We start from the raw sequence: 14812 nt of genomic DNA on the forward strand, positions 1-14812 counted from the left end.
GGCTTGCGAGGCTCCCCCGTTACCGCTGGGAGGTGTCCCCGGCACCTGCGAACGCGGTGGTATGCGCCGTGGACAGGTCCGCTCCGCCGGCCACCGGATCACGGGAGGGAACGAGGACGGCCGCGAGGCAGGCCGCGGCTCCGGCGACGGCGAAGCCGGGCCAGTAGCCGGCGCCGGTGATCAGGGCGCCGATGACGGGCGGGACCAGGGCGGCCGTCAGGTTCTGGCCGGTGTTGTGGATGCCCAGCGCGCGTCCGGACCAGGCGGGCCCGGCGCCCTCGGCGGTGGCGGTGAAGGACAGCCCGTTGGTGCTGGCCGTGATGCCGATGGCCAGGACCAGGGCGACGTCGGTGAGGGGGGACGGGAAGGCCGCGGTCAGCGCGGTGGCCCCGATGACCGCGGCGGTGATCAGGGCGAGCTGCCGCATCGGCCGCATCCGGCTGCCCACCCGGTCCGACCAGCGGCCCACGACGATCCGCGAGACCGCGCCCAGCCCCTGGCCCAGCGCCACCAGCTGCCCGGCCGCGACCGGCGACCAGCCGCGTGCGTCGACCAGCAGCACCAGCGCGAAGGCACCCGCCGTGAACTGCGGGACGACCAGCAGTGCGCCGGAGCCGTGGATGCGCCACAGCACCTTCGAACCGCGGTACGGATTGGCGGTACGGACGGCCGTCCCCGCGCTCCTCGCGGCGCGGGCCGGGTCGGCGGCGAACGCGGCGATCAGGACCGCGATCACCCCGCAGAGCGCGGCGAGGAACGCGATCGCGCCCCGCACCCCGTACGCGGCGGCGATCGGCGGCATCGTCAGCGCCGCCATGGCCATCCCGAGCGGGGTGGAGGTCTGCCGGATGCCCATGGCCAGCCCGCGCTCCCCGGCGCCGAACCAGCCCATCACCAGCCGGCCGCTCGCCGAGTAGACGGAGGCCGAGGCCGCGCCCGCCAAGGCGAGGACCAGGCCGAACGCGGTCATCGAGCCGATCGTCGTGGCCACCCCGAGCAGCACGGCCGCCAGCCCCAGCCCCGAGGAGATGACGATGCGCTCGCCCCAGCGGTCGGCGGCGGCGCCCCAGGCGATCAGGGCCAGCACCAGCCCCGCCGTCGGGCAGGCGGCCAGCAGGCCGACCTGCGTGAGGGTGAGGTGCTCCGCGGAGCGCAGCTCGTCGGCGAGGGACGGGATCGCGTAGACGAACGCGCAGGCCGAGGTCTGCGCGGCGGTTCCCAGGGCGAGCATCAGCCAGCGCTTCGCCTGCGGGGGCGTCAGCGGGGACGTCGGCGGGAGCGTCCGGGCCGGTGGCTGAGGGGAGTTGGGCGTCTGCATCGCTGGGTGCGCCTCCTCGGTCGGTGGTGGACACAACTATGCCGCCGTACTGCATGGTGAGACAGGGTGTTTCGCATTCTGGGACGGTGCGTCGGCGGGACGGTCGGCCGGCCGCTGGAGCTCCGCGGAGTTCCGCGAGTCGAAATCAGCTTTTAACCCTCGAACGCCTGTCGCGCTACGCGCGTTGACCCTAGGCTCCCCGAATCGGCCACACCTGGACGGCTCTTTACCTTGAGGACTCAGAGGGAACCCATGTCTCTGGCACGTAGATTGACCGCCGCGGCCGCGGGGCTCGCGGCCATCGGCGCGCTCGCCGCCGCCGCGCCCGCGCACAGCGGCCACGGTGGCTACGGTGGCGGTCACGGCGGCAACGGCCACGGTGGCGGCGGCCACGACAGCCGCACCGTCGACCTCCAGCTGCTCGCGCTGAACGACTTCCACGGCAACCTGGAGCCGCCCGCCGGTTCGTCCGGCCGGGTCACCGAACTCCAGGCCGACGGCACCACGAAGACCGTCGACGCGGGTGGCGTCGAGTACCTGGCGTCGAGCCTGCGCACCGCCCGCAAGGGCCACGACCGCTCGATCACCGTCGCCGCCGGTGACATCGTCGGGGCCAGCCCGCTGATCTCGGGGCTCTTCCACGACGAGCCGACCGTCGAGGCGATGAACAAGCTCGGCCTGGACGTCACCAGCGTCGGCAACCACGAGTTCGACGAGGGCAGGACCGAGCTGCTGCGCCTGCAGAGCGGCGGCTGCCACCCGACCGACGGCTGCTACGAGAAGGGCCGGAAGTTCAAGGGAGCGGACTACCCGATCCTCTCGGCGAACGTCGTCAACGAGAAGACCGGCAAGCCGCTGCTCGCGCCCTACTCGATCCAGAACGTGAACGGCGTGCGCGTCGGGTTCATCGGCGTCACGCTCAAGGGCACCCCGAACATCGTCTCCGCCGACGGCGTCAAGGGCCTCAAGTTCCTCGACGAGGCCGAGACGATCAACAAGTACACGAAGGAACTGAAGCGCAAGGGCGTCAACGCCGTCGTCGCGCTCATCCACGAGGGCGGCTTCCCCGCGTCGCCCGCGTACAACTACAACTGCGATGCGGGCGGCGCCGGTTCCGGGATGTCCGGGCCCATCGTCGACATCGCCAAGACGACCTCGGCCGACGTGGACGCCCTCGTCACCGGCCACACCCACAACGCCTACGTCTGCACCATCCCCGACCCGGCCGGCAACCCGCGGCTGGTGACGAGCGCGTCCTCGTTCGGCCGGCTCTTCACCGAGCTGGACATGAAGTACGACCGCAGGACCCAGGACATCGTCCGCACGTCGGTCAAGGGCTCCAACCACGTCGTGGACCGCGTCCAGCCGAAGGCCGCGGACCTCACCAAGCTCGTCGACCACTGGCGCGCGCTGGCCGCCCCGGTCGCGAACCGCACGGTCGGCTACATCAGCGCGGACGTCAAGGCGAACGACGCCGACGGCAACGAGTCGCCGCTCGGCGACGTCATCGCCGACGCGCAGTTCGCCTACGGCAAGACCCGCGACCCCAAGACATCGATCGCGCTCATGAACCCCGGTGGCATCCGCACCGACCTCGTCTACGCGCCCTCGGGTACCGAGGGCCCCGGCGTCGTCACGTACGGGGAGGGCTTCGCCGTCCAGCCGTTCAGCAACACGGTGAACCTCGCGGATCTCACCGGCGCTCAGGTCATCACCGCTCTGCAGCAGCAGGTCAGCGGGGCGAACCAGGCTTCGCCGAAGATCCTGCAGGTTTCGTCGGGGCTGACGTACACGCTCGACCTGACGAAGACGGGCGCGGACCGCGTCGTCGCGGACACCGTGAAGCTCGGTGGGGTTCCGATCGATCCGGCCGGTGTCTACCGCGTCGCCATGAACTCGTTCCTGGCGGGTGGCGGGGACGGGTTCGCTGCTCTTGGCGCTGGGAAGAACCCGCTCGTCGGGGGGGACGACCTCGCCGCGCTCAATGCTTACCTGACGGCGAACTCGTCGGCTGCGGCGCCGCTTGTGCCTCCGGCGGCTGACCGGATCACGGTCGTCAAGTAGCACCGCCCAACGTGGAGTTGGGAGACGCGGGCTTAGCCGCGACAGGGGCCCGGGTCGCGGAAGGACATCCTTCCGCGACCCGGGCCTTCTGCTGCTCGGGGTCGCAGGGTTCGCGCATGGGTCAGTAAGGTCATATGACTGCAGAGTGACGTGCGCGCAACGGGACTTCGATGCACGGGGGGCATGGCATGACGAATCGTCCGACGGATTGGCACGTCCTGGATCTGGACGCCGCGCAGAACTCCCCCTTCACACTCTTCTGGTCCAGAGAGGACTGACAAGCACGTGAGCCGGTACATCGATGTGATCGAGCCGATGAGGCAAGCCTCGGATCAATCGATCGTGGCCTTCTGCGCCTCCTGCGCGGAGCAGGCGGCGTCGCTCTACAGGGGTTTGGGGAACGCCGAATTCCAGGAGAGGTTCGAGGAACTGCTCGAACTGTGCTGGGAGGCTGCCGGTGGCCGGGCGGACGAGGACGACTGCGTGGAAGCGCTGGAGGAGCTGGAGGTCGCACCGGAGCTGGATGAGGACGACTCCGACCGGCAGGAGTTCTATGCCGGACACTCCCTGGCCCTCATCGCCGGAACTCTCGCCGCCTCCATGAGACCTGACCCGGGCAAGGGCGAACTCTCAGGGCAGACGGTGGAGACGGTGCTCTCCGAATTCGACTGGGTGCTCGCCGGTAGCGTGCCGCGCGTCGTCAGAGCCGGTGACCCGCTGCCGGAACCGGGCTCGCTGCACACCGCCGCCCTGGACGCTCAGCGCACGGTCCTCGAAGCGATCCGCGACAACGGGTCGGGAGGCACGGGCGATCTCGATCTGACCCGGCTGCGTGAGGTCAGCCGTGAGCTGGCCGCTGAGATCACCCGTGCGCTCCCCGATGTTGCCGCGCATCGGGGCTGGGATGTGGCGGAGGTCTGACGACGCCAGTGGTCGTCCCGGTTCATGTCAGGCCGGGCGGGGCCATGGGGGCGCCCGGGAGGCGGACGGTGGCCACGGTGCCGCCGCCGCCGGCCGGGCGGAGGCTCACCTCGCCGCCGGACTGCTGGACGGTGCGGGCCACGATGGACAGTCCCAGGCCGCTGCCGGGCAGGCTGCGGGCGGAAGGGGAGCGCCAGAAGCGCTCGAAGACGTGCGGGAGTTCGTCCTCGGGGATACCGGGGCCGTGGTCGCGGACCGTCAGCACGCCGTGGTCCAGCCGTACTTCGACCGAGCCGGCCGGCGGGCTGAACTTCACCGCGTTGTCCAGCAGGTTCACCACCGCGCGTTCCAGAGCGACCGGCTCCGCGCGGACGTACCAGGGCGCCAGCTCGGCCCGGATCGCCAGATCGGGCCCTCGCAGCCTGGCCCGTTCCAGCGCGGCTTCCGCGATCTCGTGCAGGGCCACCACCTGGAGCGTGGGCTCCCCGTCAGGGCGGGAGAGCTCCTGAAGGTCGCCGATCAGCGCCGCCAGCTCCGTCATCTGCGCCTTCACACTCGCCAGCAGCGCCTTACGGTCCGCCGGGGGGATGGGCCGCCCGGCGGCCTCGCTGCGCTCCAGCAGTTCGATGTTGGTGCGGAGGGAGGTGAGCGGGGTGCGGAGCTCGTGCCCCGCGTCCGCGATCAACTGCTGCTGCCGGTCGCGGGACGATGCCAGTGCGGCCGTCATCGCGTTGAACGATTCTGAGAGCCGTGCGATCTCGTCCTCCCCTTCGACGGGGATCCGGACGCTGAGGTCTTCGGTCCGTGCGATGTGCTCGACGGTCTCGGTGAGGCGGTCGACCGGCTTCAGCCCGGCCCGGGCGATCAGCAATCCGGCGGCGCCGGCCCCGAGGACGCCGATGCCGGCGACCGCGAGCAGGACCCAGGCGAGGGTGTTCAGGGGGTCGGTGATCTCGGACAGCGGGCGGGCCACGGACAGGGCGAGCGGCTGTCGGCCGAGGGCCAGGTTGGTGCCCATGGTGTAGACGCGCAGCTCGGTACCGTCCGCGGTCGTCACATTGTGGGTGACGGCATGCGGAGTGCCATCGGGCTTGAGGGGATCAGCGGCGATGGCCTGGTCGACCTTCGTCACGGGGAAGGCTGCGGTGCCCTCGACCCAGCACGATTTGCCGTTGGGCTGGACCACTTGGGCGGATGTGTTGTTCGTGTTGATGAACGGATATCGCCCCGGGCCGACGTCCTGCACCGGCGGGGTGGCCAAGCATCCGTTCTGGTTGATCGATCGCGAGATCTGAGGAACCGCGTCGGCCTGGCGCAGCGACCGGTCCAGCTGCTCCGTGAGCTGCTGCTTCGTGATCAGCCAGCAGGAGAGTGCCACCGCGGCCACCGCCACCGCCACCGCGGCCGCCGTGAGGATCGCCAACCGCGAACGGAGTGGCAACCGCTTCATGACTTGCCGTCCGGCGCCCGCAGCGCGTAGCCGACGCCGCGGACGGTGTGGACGAGTCGGGGGAGGCCGTCGATCTCGGTCTTGCGGCGGAGGTACATGACGTAGACGTCGAGGGAGTTGGAGGAGGGCTCGAAGTCGAAGCCCCAGACGGACTTGAGGATCTGCTCGCGGGTCAGGACCTGGCGGGGGTGGGCGAGGAACATCTCCAGCAGGGTGTATTCGGTGCGGGTGAGTTCGACGGGGCGGCCGGCGCGGGTGACCTCGCGGGTGGAGGTGTCCATGCGGAGGTCGGCGAAGGTGAGGGCGTTGTCCTCGTCGGCTGCGGCCGCCGCGGCCGCGTAGGAGCTGCGGCGCAGCAGGGCGCGGAGGCGGGCGAGGAGTTCGTCGAGTTCGAAGGGCTTGACGAGGTAGTCGTCGGCGCCCGCGTCGAGGCCGGTGACGCGGTCGCCGACGGTGTCGCGGGCGGTGAGCATCAGGATGGGCACGGTCACACCCGTGGCGCGGAGCCGGCGGGCGGTGGTGAGGCCGTCCATGCGGGGCATCAGGACGTCCAGGATGATCGCGTCCGGCCGGTAGCCGTCGACCTGGTCGAGGGCCGCCATGCCGTCGGCGGCGATGGCGGTGTCGTAGCCCTCGAAGGCGAGGCTGCGCTGCAGCGCCTCGCGTACGGCGGGCTCGTCGTCGACGATCAGGATGCGGGCGGGGGCCTCGCCGTTCTCGCCGGGGCTCATGGGGGTCGCGACCTCGTGGTGGTGAAGGGGGGTGGGGACGGTTATCAGCCTCGCACGGCGGCGGGGCGGTGGCGTGCGGAGCCGCGTCGGACGGGTGCCGGGGTGGCGACTTCGGCGGCGCGGGGCGGCTGCGGGGCGGCTGCGGCGGCCGGTGTGACCGGCATTCCGTGCAGCAGGTCGAGGTCGGCGGGGCCGGTGCGGACGGCGGCGTCGGGTGCGGGGCCGCCCGCTCCCCAGGAGACGGCGGCGGCGAGGGCGTGCCGGGCACGGTTGACGTTGACGGTGATGGCGTTGGTGGTCATGGGACTGCCTCCCCTGAGGTGGAGCTCGGGTGCGGACCGCAGGTCAGTTGGTGCCGCCGCTGCGCAGTGAGTCGAGGTCGGCCTTCACGGTGTTGATCGGGATGGAGAAGCCGAGGCCGACACTGCCGGCGCTGCTGCCCGAGGAGCCGGACGAAGCGGCCGAGTACATCGCGGAGTTGATGCCGATGATCTCGCCGTTCATGTTGATCAGCGCGCCGCCGGAGTTGCCGGGGTTGAGGGACGCGTCGGTCTGGATGGCCTTGTAGGTGGTCGTGGAGTTGCCGGTGTCGCCGTTGTACTGGTTGCCGCCGAAGCTGAACGGCCACTGGTCGGAGCCGCCGCTGCCGCCCTGGCCCTGGCCCCGGCCCTGGCTCTCGTCGGTGGAGACGGTCACGTCGCGGTTGAGCGCGGAGACGATGCCGCTGGTGACGGTGCCGGTCAGGCCCTCGGGCGAACCGATGGCCACGACCTGGTCGCCGACGGCGATGCCGTCGGAGTTGCCGAGCTTGGCGGCGGTGAGGCCGCTGGCGTTGTCGACCTTGATGAGGGCGAGGTCCTTCTTGGCGTCGGCGCCGACGACCTTGGCGGTGGCCGTCCTGCCGTCGCTGTAGGTGACCTTGATGCTGGTGGCGCCGGCGATGACGTGGTTGTTGGTGATGATCTCGCCGTTGCTGGTGATGATCACGCCGGCGCCGGTGGACCGGCCGGCGTTCGAGGTCGCGCCGATCTCGACGATGCTCGGGCTGACCGCGGCGGCGACGCCGGCCACGCCGGTCTTGCTGGAGCTGGCGTTGACGGCGGCTGCCGCGGTGCTGACGGTGGGGTGCGAGGTGGTGTTGCCGATCAGCGCCACCGTTCCGCCGCCGACGACGCCCGAAGCGATCGCCACGGCGGCGAACAGGGCGATCGGCTTGCGGACCTTGCGCCGGGAGGTGGGGACGGGGGAGGGACCGGGCGAGGGCTGTGCACCGGGGGGCGGCGGCGGGTACATGCCGTCGGAACCGCTGCCCGCCGGGGGCGCCTGGTGTGTGGTGTGCGGTCCGCTGGGCCACACGGTGACCCCGGAGGGGGTCGTCACGGGCTGCTCCGGCTCGTACGCCGGCGGGGGCGGATAGGCCGCGTTCGGGTCGTAGTCGCTGTTGCTGCGCTGCGTGTGATCGGTCATGTCACTGACTTTGCGGCGGCAACATGAGAGCTTCCTGAGCGTCCGCTGAGAAGCCCGACAGAAGTAGGTATGCCCGATATAAAGGTCAGCGGCCCCAAGGGGGGCGGGCCTTTAGCGGGGCCTTACTGGCAGCCGCAGGAGGCCCGTACGACGAGCCGGGACGGGAACTGCCGCAGCCGGTCGCGACGGGTGCCGTTGACGCGCAGCGAGTCGTCCAGGACGAGGTCCACCGCGGCGCGGGCCATCGCCTCACGGTCCGAGGCGACCGTGGTGAGCGGCGGGTCGGTGAGGGCCGCTTCCTTCACGTCGTCGAAGCCGGCGACGGCCAGCCCGCCCGGTACGTCGATCCGCAGCTCGCGGGCAGCGCGCAGCACGCCGATCGCCTGGTCGTCGGTGGCGCAGAAGATGGCGGGCGGCCGGTCCGGGCCCGCGAGCAGGCCGAGGGCGACCTGGTAGGCGTCGTAGCGGTTGTAGGGGGCCTGGAAGAGCCGGCCCTCGATGGAACGGCCGGACTCCCGCATCGCGCGCCGCCAGCCTTCGACGTGGTCGGTGACGGGGTCACCCAGGACCGGGGTCTTCTCGGTGCCGCCCAGGCACGCCACGTACTCGTGGCCGTGCTCCAGCAGGTGGCGGGTGGCGAGCTGCGCTCCGCCGATGTCGTCCGTGACGACCGCGTACTCGTCGATCGCCTCCGGCCGCTCGTGCAACAGGACGATCCGGGCGTCCCACGCCTCTATCTCGGCGGCGGCGTTCGCGCTCGGGCCCTGGCTGATCAGGATCAGCCCGGAGACCCGCATGCCGAGGAACGCGCGGAGGTAGTGGATCTCGCGGTCGTCCAGATAGTCGGAGTTGCCGACGAGGACCATTTTTCCGCGGTCGGACGCCGCCTGCTCGACCGCGTGCGCCATCTCGCCGAAGAACGGCTGACGGGCATCGGGGACGATCAGGCCTATGAGGTCCGTGCGGCGGCTGGCCATCGCCTGGGCCACACGGTCCGGGCGATAACCGAGCTGCGCGATGGCCGCCTGCACCCGCTCGCGGGTGGCCGGGGCGACCGGCCGGGGTCCGTTGTTGATGACATAGCTGACGACGGCGGTGGACGTACCCGCCAGCCTGGCCACATCGTCACGCGTCACCTTTGCCACGGGCCGCAGTCTACGCGGGTCCACCCCGTCCGTTACGCGGATCTGTCGGCGCTCGCACGCGCTCGGGCCTGAGCCTGGGCCTCGGCTTGCGCCTGGGCCTGGGCCTGGGCCTTCGCGGCTTCCTCGGCGGCCCGCTCGACCTTTTCCGGGGTGACGAAGCGGTAGCCGACGTTCCGGACGGTACCGATCAGGGACTCGTGCTCAGGGCCGAGCTTCGCGCGCAGTCGCCGTACGTGGACATCCACCGTCCGGGTGCCGCCGAAGTAGTCGTATCCCCAGACCTCCTGCAGCAGCTGCGCGCGGGTGAAGACCCGGCCCGGGTGCTGCGCGAGGTATTTGATCAGCTCGAATTCCTTGAAGGTCAGATCCAGCACCCGGCCCTTGAGCTTCGCGCTGTACGTCGCCTCGTCGACCGACAGGTCGCCGTTGCGGATCTCCATCGGGCTGTCGTCGACGCCGATCTGCTGGCGGCCCATCGCGAGCCGCAGCCGCGCCTCGACCTCGGCGGGACCCGCGGTGTCGAGCAGGACGTCGTCGATGCCCCAGTCGGCGGTGACGGCGGCGAGGCCGCCCTCGGTGACGACCAGGACCAGCGGACAGCCGGGGCCGGTGGAGCGGAGCAGCTGGCACAGCGAGCGGACCTGGGGCAGGTCACGGCGGCCGTCGATCAGAATGACGTCGGCGCCGGGGGTGTCCACCAGGGCCGGTCCTTCGGCCGGTGCCACGCGGACGCTGTGGAGCAGCAGTCCGAGCGCGGGAAGTACTTCGGTGGACGGCTGGAGCGCGTTCGTCAGGAGCAGGAGAGAGCTCACTTGTCGCTCCCATCGGTCGTCCGGTACTGCTGCTGCACACTTTGCTTGCCCATTTGCGAACCCTCCTCGGTCCCTGCGAGGACGTACCTGGTGAAGCGGTGTTTCAGAAAGCGGTGTCTCAACATGTGGTCGGAAAACCTGGTTCAGAAAGCACGAAAGGACCCGGGGGCGACGCTGCCCGGATCCTCTTCCCCAGGAGAATAGCCCACATGGAGAGCCTCGGTGAGTCCCTGAACGGGCCTTTGTGTGTTTCATCGATCACTTCGGGTGGTCGGCGTGCGGTTCTGTTGACGGAGGACGGCGTACGAATCGAGGCCGAACACCGGCCGTCGGACGGCGGAACTTCCGGCGCGGGGAACCCGGCGTACGAGGGCTGCGCGATCGTGGTGGCGCACGGTTTCACGGGGGCGCTGGAGCGGCCCGCGATCCGCCGGGCGGCGGAGGTGTTCGCCGAGTTCGCGGGCGTGATCACCTTCTCCTTCCGGGGCCACGGTGGCTCCGGCGGCCGGTCCACCGTCGGCGATCTGGAGGTGCTCGACCTCGACGCGGCCGTGGGGTGGGCGCGACGCCTGGGGTACCGGCGGGTGGTCACGGTCGGCTTCTCGATGGGCGGCTCCGTCGTGCTCCGGCACGCGGCGCGGTCGCCGGAGGCGCTCGCGGGGCGCACGGAGGCACCGGCCGCCGGACGGCTGGGCGGCGTCCCGGACGCGGTCGTCTCGGTGAGCGCACCGGCCCGCTGGTACTACCGGGGGACGGCGCCGATGCGGCGGCTGCACTGGGTGGTCACCCGGCCCGCGGGCCGGCTCGTCTCACGCCTCGGACTGGGGACCCGGATCCACCCGCGCGAGTGGGACCCGGTCCCGCTCTCGCCGATCGAGTCCGCGGCGCTGATCGCCCCGACGCCGCTGCTGATCGTGCACGGCGACCAGGACGCGTACTTCCCGCTCGACCACCCCAGGTCGCTGGCGGGCGCCGCAGGGGATGCGGCCGAGCTGTGGATCGAGCCCGGGTTCGGCCACGCGGAGAACGCGGCCGACGACGCTCTGCTGCGCCGGGTCGGGGCCTGGCTCGGCACGGTCTGACCGGCTCGCGCCGGGGCTCACATCCCGGCCCCCGGACGGGTGTCATCATGGACGGCGGCTGTACCTCGCAGGAGCCGCAGGGAACCCGTGAGACCGCAAAGACAACGACAAGGAGCCGCTATGGCGGCAAGCGACATTCCGGTGACGCCCGCCCCAGGCGCCGGCACGATCCGCTACTGGGCCGCGGCCAAGGCAGCGGCCGGCACGGCCGAGGAGCCGTACCGCGCCGCCACGCTGGCCGAGGCGCTCACCGCCGCGCGCGAACGGCACGCGCGGCAGCCGGAGTTCGCGCGCGTGCTCCTGAGGTGCTCGTTCCTGGTCGACGGCAACCCCGTCGGCACGCGGGACCACGCGGGCGTGGCCCTGGCCGACGGCGGCACCGTCGAGGTCCTTCCGCCGTTCGCGGGTGGGTGACATGACCTCCTCCGACTGGGACGAGAACCCGCAGCAGAACCCGCATCAGAACCATCAGCAGAACCCGAACGCGTACGAGCCGTACGACCCGTACGCGGCCGGGCAGCCGCAGGCGCACCCCGGGCCGATGCCGCCCGCCGAGCCGGTGTGGCAGAACCAGGCCCCCGGCGATCAGTACGGCCGGCAGAGCCAGCAGCAGGGCCAGCAGCAGGGCCAGCAGCAGGGCCAGCAGCAGGGCCGGCCGCAGGGGCAGCAGTACGGCGACGGTTACGCGACGCCCGGCTACGACGCTCCCGCGCAGCAGCCGTACGGCGACCAGCAGCACGACCAGAACAGCGCCCCGCAGGCTCAGTACGACCAGTACGGGCAGTACCCGCCCTACGACCCGGCGGCGGAGGGCGACCACACCGCCGTACTGCCGGCCATCGACGACTTCCCGTCCCAGCCCGCGCAGACCGTCCCGGAACCGGCGTCCGCGGAGCCGCGGGCCGGTGGCAGGCGTGCCGCCCGTGGCCGGGCCGCGGCGCCCGCCGCCGGGCAGCGCACCGGTTCGCCGATCATCGCGCCCGGGATGCAGCCGGCCGCGCTGACCGCCGTTCTCGCCCTGCTGATCGCGGGCGGGGCCGTCGTCGGCCGTCCGGGGCTCGCGCTCGTGGTGGCGGTCCTGCAGGCCGTCACCGCCGGCGGCTGGTTCCGGCTGAACGGCATGTGGCCGGCCCGGCAGGGCATCGTGCTGGCCTTCCTGGCGGGCGTCACGGCGGACGTCGCGCTGCTCGCGACGGACGGCGACAACGTGCCGGCCGTGGTCGTCGGCACGCTGGGGACCTGGCTGCTGCTGGTCCTCGTGCTGCAGATGCGCCACCGGGGGACGACGGACGAGCGGCTGTCCTCGCTGACGGCCACTTCGGCGTCGACGCTGATGACCGTCCTGGCCACCGGCTTCCTCGCGGTCGCCTGGACACCCGGCGGCAGCGATCCGGTGGTGGTCGGCGCGGTGGCGGTCGCCGTCGCGACGCTCGCCCGCGCTCTGCCGCTGCCCGGCGCCGCCTCCGTCGTGGTGGCCGTGCTCGCCGCCGCGGGCAGCGGCATCGTCACCGGCCGGCTGACCGACCTCGGCACCCAGGGCGCGCTGCTGGGCCTGGCCGCCGGTGCCTGCGCCGTCATCGGGCTGCGGGTCGCCAGCTACGACTTCCCGTCGCGCTTCGTCCACTTCACCGCGGGCGTCGCACTCCCCCTGACGGCCGCGGCTCCGGTCGTGTACGTACTGGGCCGGGTCCTCACCGGCTGACGGAAGGCCGAACGCCCCGGTGCCGGAACCCCGTTGCCCCGAGTGGGCCGCTGTCACAACCTCACGACAAACGACAGCGGTCCACCCGGGTGCCGGGGGAAGGCGGGTTAGGGTCGGTCGATCACGCCTGAACCCGGGGAGCGCCATGCGAGCCGCACGAATACTGCTGATCGTCCTCGTCGTTCTCGGCGGGCTGTTCGTCGCGGCCGACCGCATCGCCGTCTCGGTGGCCCAGGACAAGGCGGCCGAGCGCGCCCAGCTGACCCAGGGCCTGAGCTCGAAGCCCGACATCTCGATCAAGGGTTTCCCGTTCCTCACGCAGGTCGCCTCGGACAAGCTCGATGACGTCAAGATCACCGCGCACGACATCCAGGCGGGCACCGGCGCCGAGCGGCTGCGGATCGACAGCTTCACCGCCGACCTACGCGGCGTGAACCTCTCCGGCGACTACCAGCGGGCGGTCGCCGACACGGCGGACGGCTCGGCGTTCATCACCTACGCGGACCTGTCGGCCGCCGCGCCTCCCGGAGTGACGGTGGCGTACGGGGGCGAGAGCAAGGACGGCAAGGGCCGGGTCAAGGTGACCGGCAGTGTGACGATGCCGCTGATCGGGACGGTCAAGCGCAGTGTCACCAGCGTGATCAGCGTGATCAGCGTCGAGCACGGCGACACGGTGCGACTGCACGCCGACGCGATACCGGGCGCCGACTCCATCCCCGGCCTCGACAAGCTGATCCGCGAGAAGATCGACTTCACCCGGAGCCTGGTGGGACTGCCCACGGGCATCAAGGTCCAGTCGGTCGTGACGACCCCGAGCGGCATATCGGTGGCCGCGTCCGGGACGAACGTCGTTCTCGCGGGCTGAGACGGCGGCGTCCGCACCTCAGTCGGAATCGGCGGCAGAATCGCTCCCGGGCCCGCCGCGTAAGGGCCGACCCTTCCCACGTCCCAATATCCGGACAATCTTGTCTCGGTATATGACACGCTGGTGACACTTTCGGGGAGGTTTCCCTACGATCGGGGTCATGAAGCGACAGGCGGATCTTACGAAGCGGCGGGCAGTCGACCTGTGCCGCGTCGCCGCCAGTCTCTGTCGCATGCCCTAGGGGCGGCAGCCTTCTACGTACCGGACCAGGCCCGACGGCCGTTCGTGTGCGCCTGCCTCCCCGGCGTTTCTCTCACATTCTGCGCAATGTCGCGCCCCCGTTCTGGCGCATCCGTACTGCCCCGGAGGAGAACAAAATGAGCCGCAGTGACGTCCTCGTGGACGCCGATTGGGTCCAGAGCCACATCGACGACCCCAAGGTGGTGATCGTCGAGGTAGACGAGGACACCTCGGCCTACGAGAAGAACCACATCCGTAACGCCGTGCGCATCGACTGGAAGTCCGACCTGCAGGACCCGGTCCGCCGCGACTTCGTCGACCAGGCCGGCTTCGAGGCCCTGCTGTCGGCCAAGGGCATCGGCAACGACGACACCGTGGTCCTCTACGGCGGCAACAACAACTGGTTCGCCTCGTACGCGTACTGGTACTTCAAGCTCTACGGCCACGACAGCGTCAAGCTGCTCGACGGCGGCCGCAAGAAGTGGGAGCTCGACTCCCGCGACCTGGTCGTCGAGGTCCCCGAGCGGGCCGCGACCACCTACAAGGCCAAGGAGCAGGACACCTCGATCCGCGCGTACCGTGACGACGCCGTCGCCGCGATCAACACGCTGAACCTGGTCGACGTCCGCTCGCCCGACGAGTTCTCGGGCAAGCTGCTCGCCCCGGCCCACCTCCCGCAGGAGCAGTCGCAGCGCCCGGGCCACATCCCGAGCGCCCGCAACATCCCGTGGTCGAAGAACGCCAACGACGACGGCACGTTCAAGTCCGACGAAGAGCTGACCAAGCTCTACCAGGACGAGAACGTCGACCTGGCGAAGGACACCATCGCGTACTGCCGCATCGGTGAGCGCTCCGCGCTCACCTGGTTCGTGCTGCACGAGCTGCTCGACCAGCCGAACGTCAAGAACTACGACGGCTCGTGGACCGAGTACGGCTCCCTCGTCGGCGTCCCGATCGAGCTCGGCGCCAACGCCTGAGTCCGGTTCCAGACCCGTTCAAGACCACCCCTCAAAGG

14 protein-coding genes are annotated in these 14812 nt (G+C 71.1%); 7 read left to right on the forward strand and 7 right to left on the reverse strand.

Going from position 1 to position 14812, the window contains the following annotated elements:
• Positions 1-19: 19 nt before the first annotated feature.
• Entirely contained in the window at positions 20-1318 is a 1299-nt protein-coding gene (locus C8250_RS23965) for an MFS transporter (protein ID WP_138354040.1), read from the reverse strand.
• Between the two features lie 252 nt (positions 1319-1570).
• On the opposite strand from C8250_RS23965, the gene C8250_RS23970 reads away from it, so the two are divergent.
• Both C8250_RS23970 and C8250_RS23975 read left to right on the forward strand, forming a co-directional pair.
• The gene (locus C8250_RS23970) at positions 1571-3382 is read left to right on the forward strand and encodes a bifunctional metallophosphatase/5'-nucleotidase (RefSeq protein WP_138354041.1); all 1812 of its coding nucleotides are present in this window, start codon (positions 1571-1573) and stop codon (positions 3380-3382) included.
• A 285-nt stretch (positions 3383-3667) separates the two neighbouring features.
• A complete protein-coding gene (locus C8250_RS23975; RefSeq protein ID WP_138354042.1) occupies positions 3668-4303 on the forward strand; it encodes a hypothetical protein in 636 nt (211 codons plus the stop codon).
• A gap of 22 nt (positions 4304-4325) precedes the next feature.
• Here the strand turns inward: C8250_RS23975 and C8250_RS23980 are convergent, their stop codons facing one another.
• From C8250_RS23980 to C8250_RS24005, 6 genes are all read right to left on the reverse strand, one after another.
• Complete coding sequence (locus tag C8250_RS23980; RefSeq protein ID WP_138354043.1) at positions 4326-5753, reverse strand: HAMP domain-containing sensor histidine kinase; 1428 nt, start codon at positions 5751-5753, stop codon at positions 4326-4328.
• A complete protein-coding gene (locus C8250_RS23985) occupies positions 5750-6484 on the reverse strand; it encodes a response regulator transcription factor (protein ID WP_138354044.1) in 735 nt (244 codons plus the stop codon). Before C8250_RS23985 ends, C8250_RS23980 begins: the two co-directional genes overlap by 4 nt.
• A gap of 44 nt (positions 6485-6528) precedes the next feature.
• Complete coding sequence (locus tag C8250_RS23990; protein WP_138354045.1) at positions 6529-6786, reverse strand: hypothetical protein; 258 nt, start codon at positions 6784-6786, stop codon at positions 6529-6531.
• 43 nt (positions 6787-6829) lie between these two features.
• Positions 6830-7951, reverse strand: a complete 1122-nt coding sequence (locus C8250_RS23995; RefSeq protein ID WP_138354046.1) for a trypsin-like peptidase domain-containing protein — start codon at positions 7949-7951, stop codon at positions 6830-6832.
• A 122-nt stretch (positions 7952-8073) separates the two neighbouring features.
• The gene (locus tag C8250_RS24000) at positions 8074-9096 is read right to left on the reverse strand and encodes a LacI family DNA-binding transcriptional regulator (protein ID WP_138354047.1); all 1023 of its coding nucleotides are present in this window, start codon (positions 9094-9096) and stop codon (positions 8074-8076) included.
• A 32-nt stretch (positions 9097-9128) separates the two neighbouring features.
• The gene (locus C8250_RS24005) at positions 9129-9908 is read right to left on the reverse strand and encodes a response regulator transcription factor (protein WP_138354048.1); all 780 of its coding nucleotides are present in this window, start codon (positions 9906-9908) and stop codon (positions 9129-9131) included.
• Between the two features lie 287 nt (positions 9909-10195).
• Between C8250_RS24005 and C8250_RS24010 the strand changes: the two genes are divergently transcribed.
• From C8250_RS24010 to C8250_RS24030, 5 genes are all read left to right on the forward strand, one after another.
• Positions 10196-10990 carry an alpha/beta fold hydrolase gene (locus C8250_RS24010; RefSeq protein ID WP_232485409.1) on the forward strand — a complete coding sequence of 265 codons (795 nt, stop codon included), beginning with the start codon at positions 10196-10198 and terminating at the stop codon, positions 10988-10990.
• Positions 10991-11110: 120 nt separating this feature from the next.
• Positions 11111-11404: a MoaD/ThiS family protein gene (locus C8250_RS24015; protein ID WP_138354050.1), complete on the forward strand. Its 294-nt coding sequence runs from the start codon at positions 11111-11113 to the stop codon at positions 11402-11404.
• A 1-nt stretch (position 11405) separates the two neighbouring features.
• Positions 11406-12692, forward strand: a complete 1287-nt coding sequence (locus C8250_RS24020; RefSeq protein ID WP_138354051.1) for a hypothetical protein — start codon at positions 11406-11408, stop codon at positions 12690-12692.
• A 145-nt stretch (positions 12693-12837) separates the two neighbouring features.
• Positions 12838-13557, forward strand: coding sequence for a DUF2993 domain-containing protein (locus C8250_RS24025; protein ID WP_138354052.1), 720 nt, complete (start codon positions 12838-12840; stop codon positions 13555-13557).
• 377 nt (positions 13558-13934) lie between these two features.
• Positions 13935-14774 carry a sulfurtransferase gene (locus C8250_RS24030; RefSeq protein ID WP_138354053.1) on the forward strand — a complete coding sequence of 280 codons (840 nt, stop codon included), beginning with the start codon at positions 13935-13937 and terminating at the stop codon, positions 14772-14774.
• Positions 14775-14812 lie beyond the last annotated feature (38 nt).

The sequence above is a fragment of the Streptomyces sp. So13.3 genome, assembly GCF_005860785.2.
Lineage (GTDB): Bacteria > Actinomycetota > Actinomycetes > Streptomycetales > Streptomycetaceae > Actinacidiphila > Actinacidiphila fildesensis.